The organism is Vandammella animalimorsus, assembly GCF_002285265.1.
Lineage (GTDB): Bacteria > Pseudomonadota > Gammaproteobacteria > Burkholderiales > Burkholderiaceae_C > Lampropedia.
In genome coordinates this window covers 87948-101452 of sequence record NZ_NSJB01000002.1, presented here as the reverse complement: position 1 = coordinate 101452, position 13505 = coordinate 87948, and the positions used below count along the sequence as shown (strand labels likewise).

Here is a 13505-nt window from a genome sequence, read left to right as displayed (position 1 = left end):
TGTTGAGCGCAGCGAGCGCGGCATTGGGCCTGGGCGGCGCCCAGGCATCGCCGCTCAAGCGCGATGAGCAGGTGCTGGCGCTGCCCGGGCTGCTGTGGCAGGGCGACGATGGCCAGCTGTTGGCCGACATCGAGCTGTGGGTCTACGAAAACGAGCGCCGGCCAGGCGCTCGCAGCCTGTTTGCGCGCTATCTGGGCATTGAGCTGGGCCAGCTCAGCGCGCGCGAGCGCGCACTGTTCGAAACCCGTGCGCGCTGGTTTCTCAAGGATTCCGAGCGCGGCAAGCGCCTGTCGATTGAGCTGAATGGGCAAGGCCCACTGCCTGTGAATCGCACCGACCGCGCAGGCCGCAGCTCTACGCAGATCAGCTTGCCTGGCGCGCTCTGGAGTCCGGCCTGGGACCGCGCCCCGGCGCAGCCGCTGGCCTACACCGTGGCGGGCCGCAGCCAGAGCCGGGGCAGGCTCTGGCCCGTGGCCGCACAGGGCCTGTCCATCGTCAGCGACATCGACGACACCATCAAGATCTCCCAGGTGCGCGACACGCGCCAGTTGCTGCGCAACACCTTTCTCGCCCCCTTCGAGGCCGTGCCGGGCATGGCCGCCTGGCTGGGCCAGATGCAGGCCGCCGGCACCCAGGCCGGGCGCAATGTGCAGCTGCACTACCTGTCATCCAGCCCGGTGCAGCTGCTGGAGCCCCTGCAGGACTTCTTGCAGGGCTATGGCTTTCCGGGCGGCTGCCTGCAGCTGCGCGAATCGACCGCCTGGAACCGCCTGATCCCAGACGCGCAGGATGGCCAGCGGCACAAGCTGGCGCATTTGCAGCGTTTGATGGCGCGTTTTCCCGGGCGGCGCTTCGTGCTGGTCGGCGACTCGGGCGAGGCCGACCCGGAGATCTACGCCCAAGCCGCCAGCCGCCATCCGCAGCAGGTGGCGGCCATCCTGATCCGCGACGTCACCGGCGAAGCGCCCACGGCTGCGCGCTACCGCCAGGCCATGGCGGCGCTGCCGGCGGCCACGCCCTGGTATCTGATCGAGGATGGCGCGCAAGGCCTGGCCATTGCGCAGCAGCAAGGCTTTTGGCTTTGACGGCCGCGCCGCCAGCGCCCCCAAGCCCCCAAACCTTCAGCCCAGCCCCTGCAGACCCCGGCCTGCAGGGGCTTTACGTTTGCTTGCAGCCAGGCTGGGCGGCGCAGGGATATAACCACGCGATCGTCTTGAACAAGGATTGCCCATGCCAATGAAGCCCCTGAACTGCCAGCGCCCCAAAGGGCTTGCCCCCCAAGCGCGCCGTTGGCGCCCCGCCGTGCTGGCGCTGCTGGCTGGCCCGTTGCTGACGCTGGCGCAGCAGCCAGAGCCTGAGCCGCAGCAGGCGCAGGATGCACAGGAGGTGCAGCTGCCGCTGTACACCGAGGACTACGGCCGCTGCCTGGAGCGCGCCGATGCCGTCAATGCCGAGATCATCGACTGCATGGCCAAGGAGCTGGCGGTGCAGGACGGTCGCCTCAACACCCACTACCAGGCGCTGCGCGCGCAGCTGAGCGCGCCGCGCAAGGAGCAGCTCAAGCACGCGCAGCGGCTTTGGCTGCAATACCGCGATGCGCATTGCGAGTTTCTGCTCGACCCCAATGGCGGCACCATCACCCGCCTGCTGGCCAACGACTGCACGCTGCGCGAAACCGCCCTGCGCGCGCAAGAGCTGCAAGGCCTGGCCGACACAGGCCTGTTTGAGGATGTCAACAGCCCGCCAGCGCAAGAGGCGCAGCCCGGGGCATCGACCAGCGCCGCCAGCACCGCCGGCGCGACGCAAGAGACGGCCCCGCCCAAGGAAGCCGGCTGGCCAGCGCTGCTGCAACAACTGCGCCAGCGGGCCCAGGCCCAATCGGCGGCCGGGCGCTAGGGCGGCTCTGTGGCTCTGTGGCTCTGTGGCCCTGCCCGATAATCCGGCGCGACGCTTCTCCTTGAAAGCCCCTCGCCATGTTTGCCTACATCGTCAAGCGCTTGCTGCTGATGCTGCCCACCTTGCTGGGGGTGTTGCTGCTGACTTTCATCGTGGTGCAGTTCGTGCCGGGCGGGCCGGTGGAGCAGTACCTGGCCGAGTCGCGCGCCGGGCCGGGCGGAATCGAGGGCGCAGGCCTGCACTACCGGGGCAACGAGGGCGTGGATGCGCGCCGGCTGCAAGAGATCAAGGCGCTGTATGGCTTCGACAAGCCGGCGCACGAGCGCTTTTTGCAGATGCTGGGGCAGTTCGCGCGCCTGGATCTGGGGCGCAGCTTCATGCACAACAAGGATGTGTGGCAGCTGATCCGCGAGAAGCTGCCCGTGTCCATCAGCCTGGGGCTGTGGAGCTTTTTCATCAGCTATCTGGTGGCCGTGCCGCTGGGCGTGGCCAAGGCCGTGCGCGCGGGCAGCCGCTTCGATTTCGTCACCACCTTGCTGGTGCTGCTGGGCTATGCCGTGCCGGGCTTTGTGCTGGGGGTGATCTTGCTGGTGGTGTTCGGCGGCCAGCTCGAATGGTTTCCGCTGCGCGGGCTGAGCTCGCCGGGCTGGGAGGACATGGGCTGGGGCGAGCGCGTGCTCGATTACCTGTGGCACGTCACCCTGCCCGTGATCTCGATGGTTGCTGGCAGCTTTGCCGTGACCACGCTGCTGACCAAGAACGCCGTGCTGGAGGAAATCCGCAAGCAGTACGTGCTCACGGCCCGCGCCAAGGGCCTGGCGCCGCGCCAGGTGCTGTGGCGCCATGTGTTTCGCAATGCGCTGATCCCCATCATTACGGGCTTTCCGGCGGCGTTCATCGGCGCGTTCTTTGCCGGCTCGCTGCTGATCGAGACGCTGTTCACCCTCGATGGGCTGGGCCTGCTGGGCTATGAAAGCATCATCCGCCGCGATTACCCGGTGGTGCTGGGCACGCTGTACTTGTTCACGCTGATCGGGCTGCTGACCAAGCTCATCAGCGACCTGTGCTATGTCTGGGTCGATCCGCGCGTGAAGTTCGATTGAGGCTGACAGGCTCGCGTGCAAGCAAGCGCCTACGGCGTGCTGATTGGCGCCACCCTTCGCAAGGGCTTGGCGGCTTTGGCATGATGGCGCGCCTCTTTTTCACCCCGCATTGCAGGAGAGTTGCGATGACCCAGCCCCCCAACACTGCCGGCCAAGCCCAGGGCAAGCCGCTGCAGGACTTTCTCATCACCCGCAAATGGCCGGCGCGCCACCCCGAGCGCATTCAGCTGTACTCACTGACAACGCCCAATGGCGCCAAGGCGTCCATCGCGCTGGAGGAGCTGGGCCTGCCCTACGAGGCGCATCGCATCGACATCACAGCCAATGATCAGTTCACGGCCGAATTCCTCTCGCTGAACCCGAACAACAAAATCCCCGCCATCCTCGACCCCGATGGCCCGGGCGGCCAGCCGCTGGCGCTGTTCGAGAGCGGCGCCATCCTCCTCTACCTGGCCGAGAAAACCGGCCGGCTGCTGCCGCAGGACGGCGCGCAGCGCTACCAGGCGCTGCAATGGCTGATGTGGCAAATGGGCGGCCTGGGGCCGATGTTTGGCCAGCTGGGCTTCTTCTACAAATACGCCGGCCGCGAGATCGAGGATGCGCGCCCGCGCGAGCGCTACGCCAAGGAATCGCGCCGCCTGCTGGGCGTGCTGGACCAGCAGCTGCAGGAGCGCGACTGGCTGCTGGGCCGGGGTGAAGCCGCCTATTCGATCGCCGACATCGCCATCTTCCCCTGGGTGCGCAATCTGGTGGTGGGCTATGGCGCTGCCGAGCTGGTGGGCTTTGACGAGTTCAAGCACGTGCAGCGCGTGCTGGCCGCTTTCAACGAGCGCCCAGCGGTGCAGCGCGGCCTGCTCGTGCCCGCTGCCGGGAGCCAGCCATGACGGCGGGCAAGCGCGCGAAACTGGCGCGCAAGAGCGGCGAGCTGATGCAGGCGGCGCCGCAGGTCGTGGCCGTGCGCGTGGGTCGCATGCTCACGGCCGGGCCGCAGCCCAGCGCGCGCGATCGGCGTGAGTTCCAGCGCATGGGGGCCGAGAAAGTCCAAGCCTTTGCGCAATCCTGGCAAGCCATGGCGACCCAGGCGCTGGCCGCGCAGCAGCAATGGGCGCTGTGGTGCGCCCAGGCCTGGTGGCAGATGGCGCTGGGCGGCTGGATGCAGCCGGGCGCCTGGGAGCAACTGGCCCGCGGGGCGCAGCAACGCCTGCGCGAGGCGGGCCTGGATACGGCGCTCAGTGGCATCCAGCCCGTGCACCGCCGCGCCACGGCCAATGCCCGGCGGCTGACCGGCCAGCGCCGGTCGCGGCGCTGAGCTGGCGGGGCCTTCGCCGCCGCCCGTGCCGCCGCAGCCGCTCAAGGCTGCAGCACGCCCAGCCCCAGCAGCGCCAGCACCAGCAGGCCCAGTGCCAGGCGGTAGATCACAAAGGGCAGATAGCTGTGGTGCGAGACCCATTTGAGGAACACCACGATCACCGCATAGCCGCTGGCAAAGGCCACCAGCGTGGCCAGCGCCGTGGGCCCGGCGGGCACGGCGTTGCTGCCCCAGCTCTTGAGCAGCTGGTAAAAGCCCGAGGCAATCACCGCCGGAATGGCCAGCAAAAAGGAATAGCGCGCCGCGGCCTCGCGGGTGTAGCCCAGCAGCAGGCCGCCAGTGATGGTGCCGCCCGAGCGCGACACGCCCGGGATCAGCGCCAGCGCCTGCGCCAGGCCAAACAGCAGCGCGTGGCGCGCCGTCAGCGCCTGCAGCGGCCTGGTCTTGCGGCCGATCCAATCGGCCCAGGCCAGCACCAGCGCAAAGCCGATCAGCATGCTGGCCGTGATGTAGAGATTGCGCAGCGTTGATTCGATCGCATCCTGAAACAGCAGCCCCAGCACGACGATGGGCACGGTGCCGACGATGATGAACCAGCCCATGCGGGCATCGGCATCGAGCCGCGCCAGCGGCTGGCCCAGCGTGCGCAGCCAGGACTGGGCGATGCGCCACAAATCCTTGCGGAAATACAGCAGCACCGCCGCCTCCGTGCCCAGCTGGGTGATGGCCGTGAAGGCCGCGCCCGGGTCGCCGCCCGAGGGCAGCAGCGGCCCGAAGATGCGCAGGTGCGCGCTGGAGGAAATGGGCAGGAATTCGGTCAGCCCCTGCAAGAGCCCGAGAACAATGGCTTCAAACCAGCTCATGGTGGACGGTGCGCGCCGCAAGCGCCCGGCAGGTGTGGCAGGCGCCCGGCGGGCGCGCCCTCTGTGCCAGCGGGGCGGGAAGATGTGGAAGGGAAAGGCCAAGCGCCAGGCCATGCAGCAATGCGATATGGGCCGGCCAGGGCGGCGGCATTGTCGCATGCCGGCTGTGCGCGCCGGCGCTGCGCGGTGTGGCAGTTGATCTGGTTTGTCAGCCAGCTCAGCTCAGGCCGCTGACCGGCAGCGCGGCGCCGTGGATGGGGCGGGCGGCCTCGGAGCAGAGAAAGCCGATGATCTCGGCCAGTTGCTCGGGCGCGACCCAGCGGGCCGGGTCGGCATCGGGCATGGCGGTGCGGTTTTGCGGGGTGTCGATGATGCTGGGCAGCACGCAGTTGACGTTGATGCCTTGCTCGCGCAGCTCGGCGGCCATGCTTTCGGTCATGCGGATCACGGCGGCCTTGGCGGCGGTGTAGGCGGCCATGTGCGCAGCGCCTTTGTGCGCGGCGGCCAGCGCGCCGATGTTGACGATCTTGCCGCGGCCCAGCGCCAGCATGTCCGGCACCACGGCCTGGCAGGCGTGCAGCGCGGTCAGCAGGTTGAGCTGGTACTGGCGCTGCCAGGCCTCCAGCGGCGTGGCGTGCACGGGCGGGCCCATGTCGAAGCCGCCGGCCAGGTTGCACAGCACTTCGATCGGGCCGAAGTGCTGGCGCGCGCGCGCCAGCGCGGCGGCCAGCGCGGCGGGGTCGAGCAGGTCGCAGTCCAGGCACAGCGCCTGCGCCTTGGGCCAGTCGCCAAAGTGCTGTTGCAGCGCCTGCGGGCTGTGGTCGAGCAGGATCAGGCGCTCGCCGTTGGAGAGGAAGTGCTGGGCGACGGCGCGGCCCAGGTTGCCGCTGGCGCCGGTGATGAGAATCGTGCGTGCGGGATGGCTCATGGCAGGGGTTCCAACAAGGGGCTCAGGTTCTGGCAGCGGCATCGGTATCCGCATCGGTGCTGGCGTTGGCTGCGGCGCGGCGGGCGCGGTGGTAGTCGCCGCTGCCGCGGGTGAAGAGCTGGTCGCTCTCGAGCACCTCGCCTGGCTGCAGATCGCCGGCCTGGCCGACGCGCTGGTAAATGGGCGCGAAGTCGATCTGCGCCAGCTCCAGCAGCTCATCCAGGTCGCGGATCACGAAGTAGCTTTCCTGGAAGTCGTCGATGCGGTAGCGGGTGCGCATGACGCGCTCCAGATCGAAGCGGATGCGGTTGGGCGAGGGGTCTTCCAGGCAGAACAGGCTTTCGGTGCGCGAGGAGGCAATGCCCGCGCCGTAGATGCGCAGGCCGCCGTCTTCCTGCAGCAGGCCAAATTCCACCGTGTACCAGTAGACCCGCGCGAGCTTGTCCAGCACGCCCAGCTCCTTGGCGCGCATGCCGCCTTGGCCGTAGGCCTGGATGAAATCGGCCAGGGCCGGGTTCATCAGCATGGGCACGTGGCCGAAGACGTCGTGGAACACGTCCGGCTCTTCCAGATAGTCCAGCTCGTGCGGCTTGCGGATGAATTGCCCGGCGGGAAAGCGGCGGTTGGCCAGGTGGTCGAAGAACACGTCGTCGGGCACCAGGCCGGGCACGGCCACGACCTGCCAGCCGGTGTGCTTCATCAGCACGTCGGAGACGCGGCGGAAGTCCGGGATTTCGTCGGCGCGCATCGGCAATTGCTGCATGCCTTCGACGAAGGCGCGGCAGGCGCGGCCGGGCAAGAGCTTGCTCTGGCGCTCGAACAGGGTTTTCCAGACGCCGTGTTCTTCGGCGCTGTAGCGCTCCCAGCCCTGGTCGATGGTCCAGTCCGGGTTTTCCGGCGCGGCCTCCAGCCCGGCGGCCAGGCCGTGCTTGGTTTTTTCGGGTGCGGCGTTCATGCGGCGTCTCCTGGTTGTTTTGGCAGGCATGGCGCGCCCAAGGCGCCTGCCTGGGCTTTGTCGAATCTGGTGCCGACTTTTGCCAGCTTGCGCCGACTTGTGTCAGCGTGCGCAGGCCGCTGCCCGCGCACGCTGCGCGGTCATGGCGCTGGCGCGAAGCGGGCGGCGATGGCGTCGATGCGGCGCGCCAGCGCGATGTCGCGCTCGCTCAGGCCCTCGGCGTCGTGCGTGGTCAGGGTGATCTCCACGCGGTTGTAGACGTTGAACCACTCCGGGTGGTGGTCGCTTTTCTCCGCGTGCAGCGCCACTTCGGTCATGAAGGCAAAGGCCTGGGTGAAGTTGGCAAAAGTGAAGCGGCGCTGGATCAGGCCGCCGCGCTCGGGCGCATAGCCCCAGGCGGGCAGGCTGGCCAGGGCGTGCTCGCGCTGGGCATCGGTCAGGCGTTGCATGGCGTAGTCCCCCCCTGGCCTTCAGGCCTTTTCAGTTTGCAGCACGCCGCGGTTGATCTGGTCGCGCTCCAGCGATTCGAACAAGGCCTTGAAGTTGCCCTCGCCAAAGCCCTCGCGGTAGTCGCCCTGGCGCTCGATGAACTCGAAGAACACCGGGCCCAGCAGGGTCTCGGAGAAGATCTGCAGCAGCAGGCGCGGCTGGCCGCCCTCGGTCGTGCCGTCGAGCAAAATGCCGCGCGCCTGCAGCTCGGGCACGGGCTGGCCATGGCCGGGCAGGCGCTTTTCCAGGTTCTGGTAGTAAATGTCGTTGGGCGCGGTCAGCAGCGGGATGCCGGCCATTTGCAGCTTGTCGATGGCCTCCACCAGGTTGTCGCACAGCAGCGCGATATGCTGGATGCCCTCGCCGTTGAACTTCATCAGAAACTCTTCGATCTGGCCGCCGCCTTGCTTGGCCTCCTCATTGAGCGGGATGCGGATCTTGCCGTCCGGCGCGGTCATGGCCTTGGAGGTCAGGCCGGTGTACTCGCCCGAGATGTCGAAATAGCGGATCTCGCGGAAGTTGAACAGGCGCTCGTAAAAATCGGCCCAATAGGCCATGCGGCCGCGATAGACGTTGTGCGTGAGGTGATCGACCACCTGAAAACCGTGGCCCACAGGGTTGCGATCCACGCCATCGAGCCACTGGAAGTCGATGTCGTAAATCGTCTTGCCTTCCTCGTAGCGGTCGATCAGGTAGATCGGCATGCCGCCAATGCCCTTGATGGCCGGCAGGTTCAGCTCCATCGGCCCGGTGGCGATGTGAATGGGCTGAGCGCCTTTTTCCAGCAGCTGCTCGTAGGCCTTGTGCGCATCGCGCACGCGAAACGCCAGGCCGCAGGCCGAAGGGCCGTGCTCGGCGGCGAAGTAGCCCGCCAGGCTCTTGGGTTCGCGGTTGATGATGAAGTTGATGCCGCCCTGGCGGTACAGCGACACATCCTTGGAGCGGTGGCGCGCCACCTCGGTAAAGCCCATCTTCTCGAACAGCGGCTCCAGCACGCCGGGCGTGGGCGAGGCGAACTCGACGAATTCAAAGCCGTCAAGACCGGCGGGGTTGTCGAACAAATCGGCCATGGGGTGTCTCCTGGATCAGTGGGGGCGATGCTGCGGCGGTTCGGATGCGCCGCGAAAAGAAAATCGACCGCCAATCATAGGGGCGCGCCCATGCAAAATTCCTGCAAGCATCGGGCGTAAACTGCGCCAATTCACAGGAAAACTGCAAGAAAAAAATGGAAGACGCACGCTTTCAATTGGATTCCATCGACCTGCGCGTGCTGCGTGCGCTGCAGCACAACGGCCGCGCCACCTACGACGAACTGGCCGCCGCCGTGGGCCTGTCGCCCTCGGCCACGCTGCGGCGCGTGCGGCGGCTGGAGGAAGCCGGTGTCATCGACCACTACGCCGCCCTGCTCAGGCCCGAGCGCGTCGGTCTGGGGCTGACGGCCTATCTGAACGTGCGGCTGGAAAAGCTCACCGCCACGCACAAGCGCAACCCCATGGACAGCTTTCGCGCCGCCGTGCAGACCTGGCCTGAAGTCGTCGAATGCTGCTCACTGACCGGCGAAATGGACTACCTGCTGCGCGTGGTCGTGCGCGACATGGCGCACTACTCGCGCTTCGTCATGGACACGCTGCTCAAGCACCCCAGCGTGCAGGACTGCAAGACCAGCTTCGTGCTCGACCGCGTCAAGCACACCACGGCGCTGCCGGTTTGATCGAATGTCGCAAACTGCCGCGCAGCAACCTGTGCGCAGGCATTTTGCACAGGCGCTTATGCCGCAGCCGCCTTGCGTGGGCGGCGCGGTGTTTTGGCGGCCGGGGCGCTGGCCAGCAGGCTGGTGTGCCTCTGGTACAGCGTGAACAAAAAGGCCACGCGCTCGGCATCGCTTGCATAGGTTTTACGGCCACCGGCCAGTTGGTAGGCCTTGTCCACGGCGGCGTCCAGCTTTTGATGGGCCTTGCGCAAGTTGGCGGGCATGGTCAAGGGGTCGTACAGGTCGGCCAGGCTGCTGCCAGGGTGGGCGGCGCGGGCATCGAGCACGGCTTGCGCGGCGGCTTCGATGGCGGCTTGCGCTTTTTGCACTTGAGCATCGGGCGGTTCAGCGGCAGGTGTGAAGGGCCATGGGAAGTTGTTGTAGACGATGGCGGCGGAGTAGCGAAAGTCGCTTTTTAAGCGGCCGCAGACCGCGCGCACCCAAGCGTTGTGCATGGTGCTGGAGAGGATGCCGAAGTGGAAAAGCGTGGCGTCAGCGGCCATCTTGACCAGATTGCTGCAAAAGGTGCTGGGCTGCTCAAAGCCGAAGGGCACGAACTGCCGTCGCTCTGAAGAAACTTCGGGCAGTACCAAATATGGCGTGGTGGGCATGTTCTCCACATGAAACCGAGTGGGCGTAGCCGCCAGCTTTTGCGTGGGCGGGCTTTTGCTGGCGCTTCTGAACTTCTTGACGGCTTGCACGCGCTTCATGGCTTCGGGCATGGCGCGCAGTGCAGCGGGCGGGGTGTCGCCCAGCCACAGGCACCAGCGTTCGTAGCCGTTCAAAAACTCGTCCGCGCCCAGCCAGCGGTGAAACCATTTCGCACTGGCTGGCTCCAGGGCGATGAAGGCATCGCGCTCTTCGGTGCTGAAAAGGTAGTTGCCATCGTCGATGGGTTTGTTGCCAATGCCGATTTGCGGTACATCCCCCATCGGCTTGCTGCGCCGGGGCAGCACCACGTTGGGCGCGTCCACCAGGTAGGGATTGATGTTGCTGGCAGGCACGGCGGTGGGTTCGCCCTTGATGTCAGCGTATTCGTAGATGACTTTGCCCGGCAGGTCGTGCAGGCCGAAGCCGATGATGACGCAGTGCACGGCGGCCTTGCCGCGCGCTTCGTTGCTCCAGGCAAAGGTGCGGTGCGCAAAGTGGATGTGCACGCCTTGCGCCAGCAGCCAGCTCCACAGGGCGCCCACTTGTTCGCCCTGGGTGATGCTGTTGGTGGAAACGAAGGCGCAGCGGGCTTGATTGCTGATTGCTGATTGCTGATTGCTGATTGCTGATTGCTGATTGCTGATTGCTGATTGCTGATTGCTGATTGCTGATTGCTGATTGCTGATTGCTGATTGCTGATTGCTGATTGCTGATTGCTGTGGTTATGTCTAATGCGCCTTGCATGTATTTCGTGGCCTTGACGTACCAGGCGGCCACAAGGTCGAGCAGGCCTGCGTTGTCGATGCCGGCGAACACGGCGCGGGTGTCGGCGCGCTGGGCGTCGCTCATGAACTTGGCGCCAACGAAGGGCGGATTGCCCAGCACATAGCTGCATTGGCTGGCGGGCAGCACTTCATTCCAATCCAGCGTGAGGGCGTTGCCGTGCACGATGTGCGGGCCGGTGACCAGCGGGATGCGGGCGAAGTACAGGCCAAACTCCTCGCTGGCGCGCAGGTTCATCTGGTGGTCCATCAGCCACAGGGCCACTTGGGCGATCTGGGCGGGAAACTCCTCGATCTCGATGCCGTAGAACTGATCGACGTTCACGCCGATGAGCTGGTGCACGTCCAGGCTTTGCTGGCCGGCGTGGCCGGCCAGGGCGGCGGCGGCGCGCAGGACTTGAAGCTCCAGCAGGCGCAGCTCGCGGTAGCTGATGACCAGGAAGTTGCCGCAGCCGCAGGCGGGGTCGAAAAAGCGCAGGGTGCGCAGCTTTTTATGAAAGTCCAGCAGCTTGTTGCGCTGGCGCTTGACCTTGGCGAATTCGGCGCGCAGCTCATCGAGAAACAGTGGGCCGATGAGCTTGAGGATGTTTTCTTCCGAGGTGTAGTGCGCGCCCAGGTGGCGGCGGGCCTTTTCGTCCATGATGGACTGAAACAGGCTGCCGAAAATGGCCGGGCTGATGGCGGACCAGTCCAGCGCGCAGGCGTCGAGCAAGGCGTTGCGGGTGGGGCGGTCGAAGTCGGCAATGGGCAGGCTTTCTTCGAACAGGCGGCCGTTGATGTAGGGGAAGGCGGCCAGTTGCTCGTCCAGGTTCTTGCTGCGCCGGGGCTCCGGGGTGTTGAGCACTTGGAACAGTTGCGCCAGCCGCGCTCCCAGGTCGCTGCCATCCACGGCGGTGCGCTCTTCCACGAAGCAGCGAAAGGCCTGCGCGGGCTGGAAGATGGCGGTGTCGTCGGCAAACAGGCAAAACAGCAGGCGCACGAGCAGCACCTCCAGCGCGTGGCCGCCGTAGCCGGCGCTTTTGAGTGCGTCGTGCAGGCGGCCCATGCGCTCGGCCGCCTTGATGTTGACGGGGTTTTGCGGCTCGATGCGCTGGGCCTTGTAGCCCGCGATGAAGCCAAACAGGCGCACATACTCGTGCAGCTCGGACAGGGCGAACTCGGTGTACTGGCCGCTCTGGCCGCTGGCCAGCTCGTACACGCGAAAGCGCGCAAAGTCGCTGACGATGATGATCTGGGGCAGGTCGCGCTCGGCAATGCCGGCCAGGTAGTCGGTGGCCTGGGCGAAGGCCTGGTCCAGGTCTTTGCCGCGCGATTTCTGCTCCACCAGCAGCATGCCGGGCCAGAACAGATCGACGAAGCCGATGGTGCCGCCGTGTTTTTTGACGTTGAGCTCAAAGGTGGCGACGCGCTTGTTGGTGATGCCAAAGCATTCGAAAAAGTCGAGCCAAAAGGGCTTGGCTTCGGAGTCTTCGTTGGCGGCGTCGGCCCAGCGGCGGCTGAAGGCCAGCGCGCGGGATTTGATTTCGTTCCAGGACAGGGGGCGCATGGCAAGGCAGCGGGGTGCGGGGGTCAATCAGAGTGTTTGCAAGCCACTGTCGCTGTGGCCTCGGCCTGGGTAATGATGCCGCCGCCCAGGCAGACTTCGCCGTCGTACAGCACGGCGCTTTGGCCGGGGGTGACGGCCCATTGCGGCTGGGCAAAGCGCAGGCGCCAGCGGCCGGGGGCATCGCCGGCGTGCAGCTCGCAGGTGGCGTCTTGCTGGCGGTAGCGGGTTTTGGCGGCGCAGGGGCCGGCGGGCGGGGCTTGGCCGGCGATCCAGCTGGCGTCGTCGAAGCTCAGCCCGTGCGAGAGCAGCCAGGGGTGCTCGTGGCCCTGCACGGCGTACAAGGTGTTGCTGACCATGTCCTTGCGCGCCACGAACCAGGGGGCGTGCGTGCCGCCACCGCGCTGCGCGCCTTTTTCCTTGATGCCGCCAATGCCCAGCCCCTGGCGCTGGCCCAGGGTGTAGAAGCTCAGGCCCACGTGCTGGCCGATCTTGCGGCCGCGCTCGTCCTTGATGGGGCCGGGCTGGTTGGCCAGGTAGCGGTTCAAGAACTCACGAAACGGCCGCTCGCCGATGAAGCAGATGCCGGTCGAATCCTTTTTCTTGGCGTTGGGCAGGCCGATCTCGGCGGCGATGCGGCGCACCTCGGTCTTGTGCAGCTCGCCCACGGGGAACAGGGCTTTGCTCAGCTGCGCCTGGGTGAGGCGGTGCAGGAAGTAGCTTTGGTCCTTGGCCGGGTCCAGCCCCTTGAGCAGCTCGTGGCGCTGCGTGGCGGCGTTCAGGCGCACGCGCGCGTAGTGGCCGGTGGCGATTTTTTCCGCGCCCAGGCGCATGGCGTGGTCGAGAAAGGCCTTGAACTTGATCTCGGCGTTGCACAGCACGTCGGGGTTGGGCGTGCGGCCGGCCTGGTATTCGCGCAAAAACTCGGCAAACACGCGGTCTTTGTAATCGGCGGCGAAGTTGACGTGCTCGATCTCGATGCCGATGACGTCGGCCACGGCGGCAGCGTCCAGAAAGTCCTGCCGGCTGGAGCAGTATTCGCTGTCGTCGTCATCTTCCCAGTTCTTCATGAAGATGCCGACCACTTCGTGGCCCTGCTGCTTGAGCAGCCAGGCGGTGACGGCCGAATCCACGCCGCCGGAGAGGCCCACTACGATGCGCTGTTTGTCTGTCATGGCGCGCATTATGCGGCGCGGCAAGGGCGGCGGCGTGCTGGCCTGCGCTGGCCTTTGCTGG

Annotated in this window: 13 protein-coding genes and 1 pseudogene; 6 read left to right on the top strand and 8 right to left on the bottom strand. The window is 66.5% G+C overall.

Going from position 1 to position 13505, the window contains the following annotated elements:
• Positions 1-2 precede the first annotated feature (2 nt).
• The 5 genes from CK625_RS04910 to CK625_RS04890 all read left to right on the top strand — a co-directional run bounded on the left by CK625_RS04910 (position 3) and on the right by CK625_RS04890 (position 4308).
• Positions 3-1085, top strand: coding sequence for a phosphatidate phosphatase App1 family protein (locus CK625_RS04910; RefSeq protein WP_143326181.1), 1083 nt, complete (start codon positions 3-5; stop codon positions 1083-1085).
• 145 nt (positions 1086-1230) lie between these two features.
• Positions 1231-1896, top strand: a complete 666-nt coding sequence (locus CK625_RS04905) for a lysozyme inhibitor LprI family protein (protein ID WP_095539188.1) — start codon at positions 1231-1233, stop codon at positions 1894-1896.
• 77 nt (positions 1897-1973) lie between these two features.
• Positions 1974-2999, top strand: coding sequence for an ABC transporter permease subunit (locus CK625_RS04900; protein WP_095539187.1), 1026 nt, complete (start codon positions 1974-1976; stop codon positions 2997-2999).
• A 125-nt stretch (positions 3000-3124) separates the two neighbouring features.
• Positions 3125-3883: a glutathione S-transferase N-terminal domain-containing protein gene (locus CK625_RS04895; RefSeq protein WP_095539186.1), complete on the top strand. Its 759-nt coding sequence runs from the start codon at positions 3125-3127 to the stop codon at positions 3881-3883.
• Complete coding sequence (locus CK625_RS04890; protein ID WP_238945525.1) at positions 3880-4308, top strand: polyhydroxyalkanoate granule-associated phasin; 429 nt, start codon at positions 3880-3882, stop codon at positions 4306-4308. Before CK625_RS04895 ends, CK625_RS04890 begins: the two co-directional genes overlap by 4 nt.
• Before the next feature lie 41 nt (positions 4309-4349).
• Here CK625_RS04890 and CK625_RS04885 read toward each other — a convergent pair whose 3' ends face one another.
• The 5 genes from CK625_RS04885 to hppD form a co-directional block, all read right to left on the bottom strand.
• Positions 4350-5171 (bottom strand): undecaprenyl-diphosphate phosphatase, encoded by an 822-nt coding sequence (locus CK625_RS04885; RefSeq protein ID WP_095539185.1) that lies wholly within the window; start codon positions 5169-5171, stop codon positions 4350-4352.
• A 217-nt stretch (positions 5172-5388) separates the two neighbouring features.
• Entirely contained in the window at positions 5389-6099 is a 711-nt protein-coding gene (locus CK625_RS04880; protein ID WP_095539184.1) for an SDR family NAD(P)-dependent oxidoreductase, read from the bottom strand.
• Between the two features lie 22 nt (positions 6100-6121).
• Positions 6122-7054 carry a phenylalanine 4-monooxygenase gene (gene phhA, locus CK625_RS04875; protein WP_095539183.1) on the bottom strand — a complete coding sequence of 311 codons (933 nt, stop codon included), beginning with the start codon at positions 7052-7054 and terminating at the stop codon, positions 6122-6124.
• Positions 7055-7194: 140 nt separating this feature from the next.
• The gene (locus CK625_RS04870; RefSeq protein ID WP_095539182.1) at positions 7195-7503 is read right to left on the bottom strand and encodes a 4a-hydroxytetrahydrobiopterin dehydratase; all 309 of its coding nucleotides are present in this window, start codon (positions 7501-7503) and stop codon (positions 7195-7197) included.
• A gap of 21 nt (positions 7504-7524) precedes the next feature.
• Positions 7525-8613 carry a 4-hydroxyphenylpyruvate dioxygenase gene (gene hppD / locus CK625_RS04865; RefSeq protein WP_095539181.1) on the bottom strand — a complete coding sequence of 363 codons (1089 nt, stop codon included), beginning with the start codon at positions 8611-8613 and terminating at the stop codon, positions 7525-7527.
• 155 nt (positions 8614-8768) lie between these two features.
• On the opposite strand from hppD, the gene CK625_RS04860 reads away from it, so the two are divergent.
• On the top strand, positions 8769-9254 hold the full coding sequence (locus CK625_RS04860; protein ID WP_095539180.1) for an Lrp/AsnC family transcriptional regulator: 486 nt from the start codon (positions 8769-8771) through the stop codon (positions 9252-9254).
• 56 nt (positions 9255-9310) lie between these two features.
• On the opposite strand, the gene CK625_RS14250 is transcribed toward CK625_RS04860, so the two are convergent.
• From CK625_RS14250 to mnmA, 3 genes and pseudogenes are all read right to left on the bottom strand, one after another.
• The gene (locus tag CK625_RS14250; RefSeq protein ID WP_343030382.1) at positions 9311-10504 is read right to left on the bottom strand and encodes a type IIL restriction-modification enzyme MmeI; all 1194 of its coding nucleotides are present in this window, start codon (positions 10502-10504) and stop codon (positions 9311-9313) included.
• Positions 10505-10697: 193 nt separating this feature from the next.
• Positions 10698-12272: pseudogene (locus tag CK625_RS04850) on the bottom strand (DNA methyltransferase); the annotation flags it as partial.
• A 23-nt stretch (positions 12273-12295) separates the two neighbouring features.
• A complete protein-coding gene (gene mnmA / locus CK625_RS04845; RefSeq protein ID WP_095539179.1) occupies positions 12296-13453 on the bottom strand; it encodes a tRNA 2-thiouridine(34) synthase MnmA in 1158 nt (385 codons plus the stop codon).
• Positions 13454-13505 lie beyond the last annotated feature (52 nt).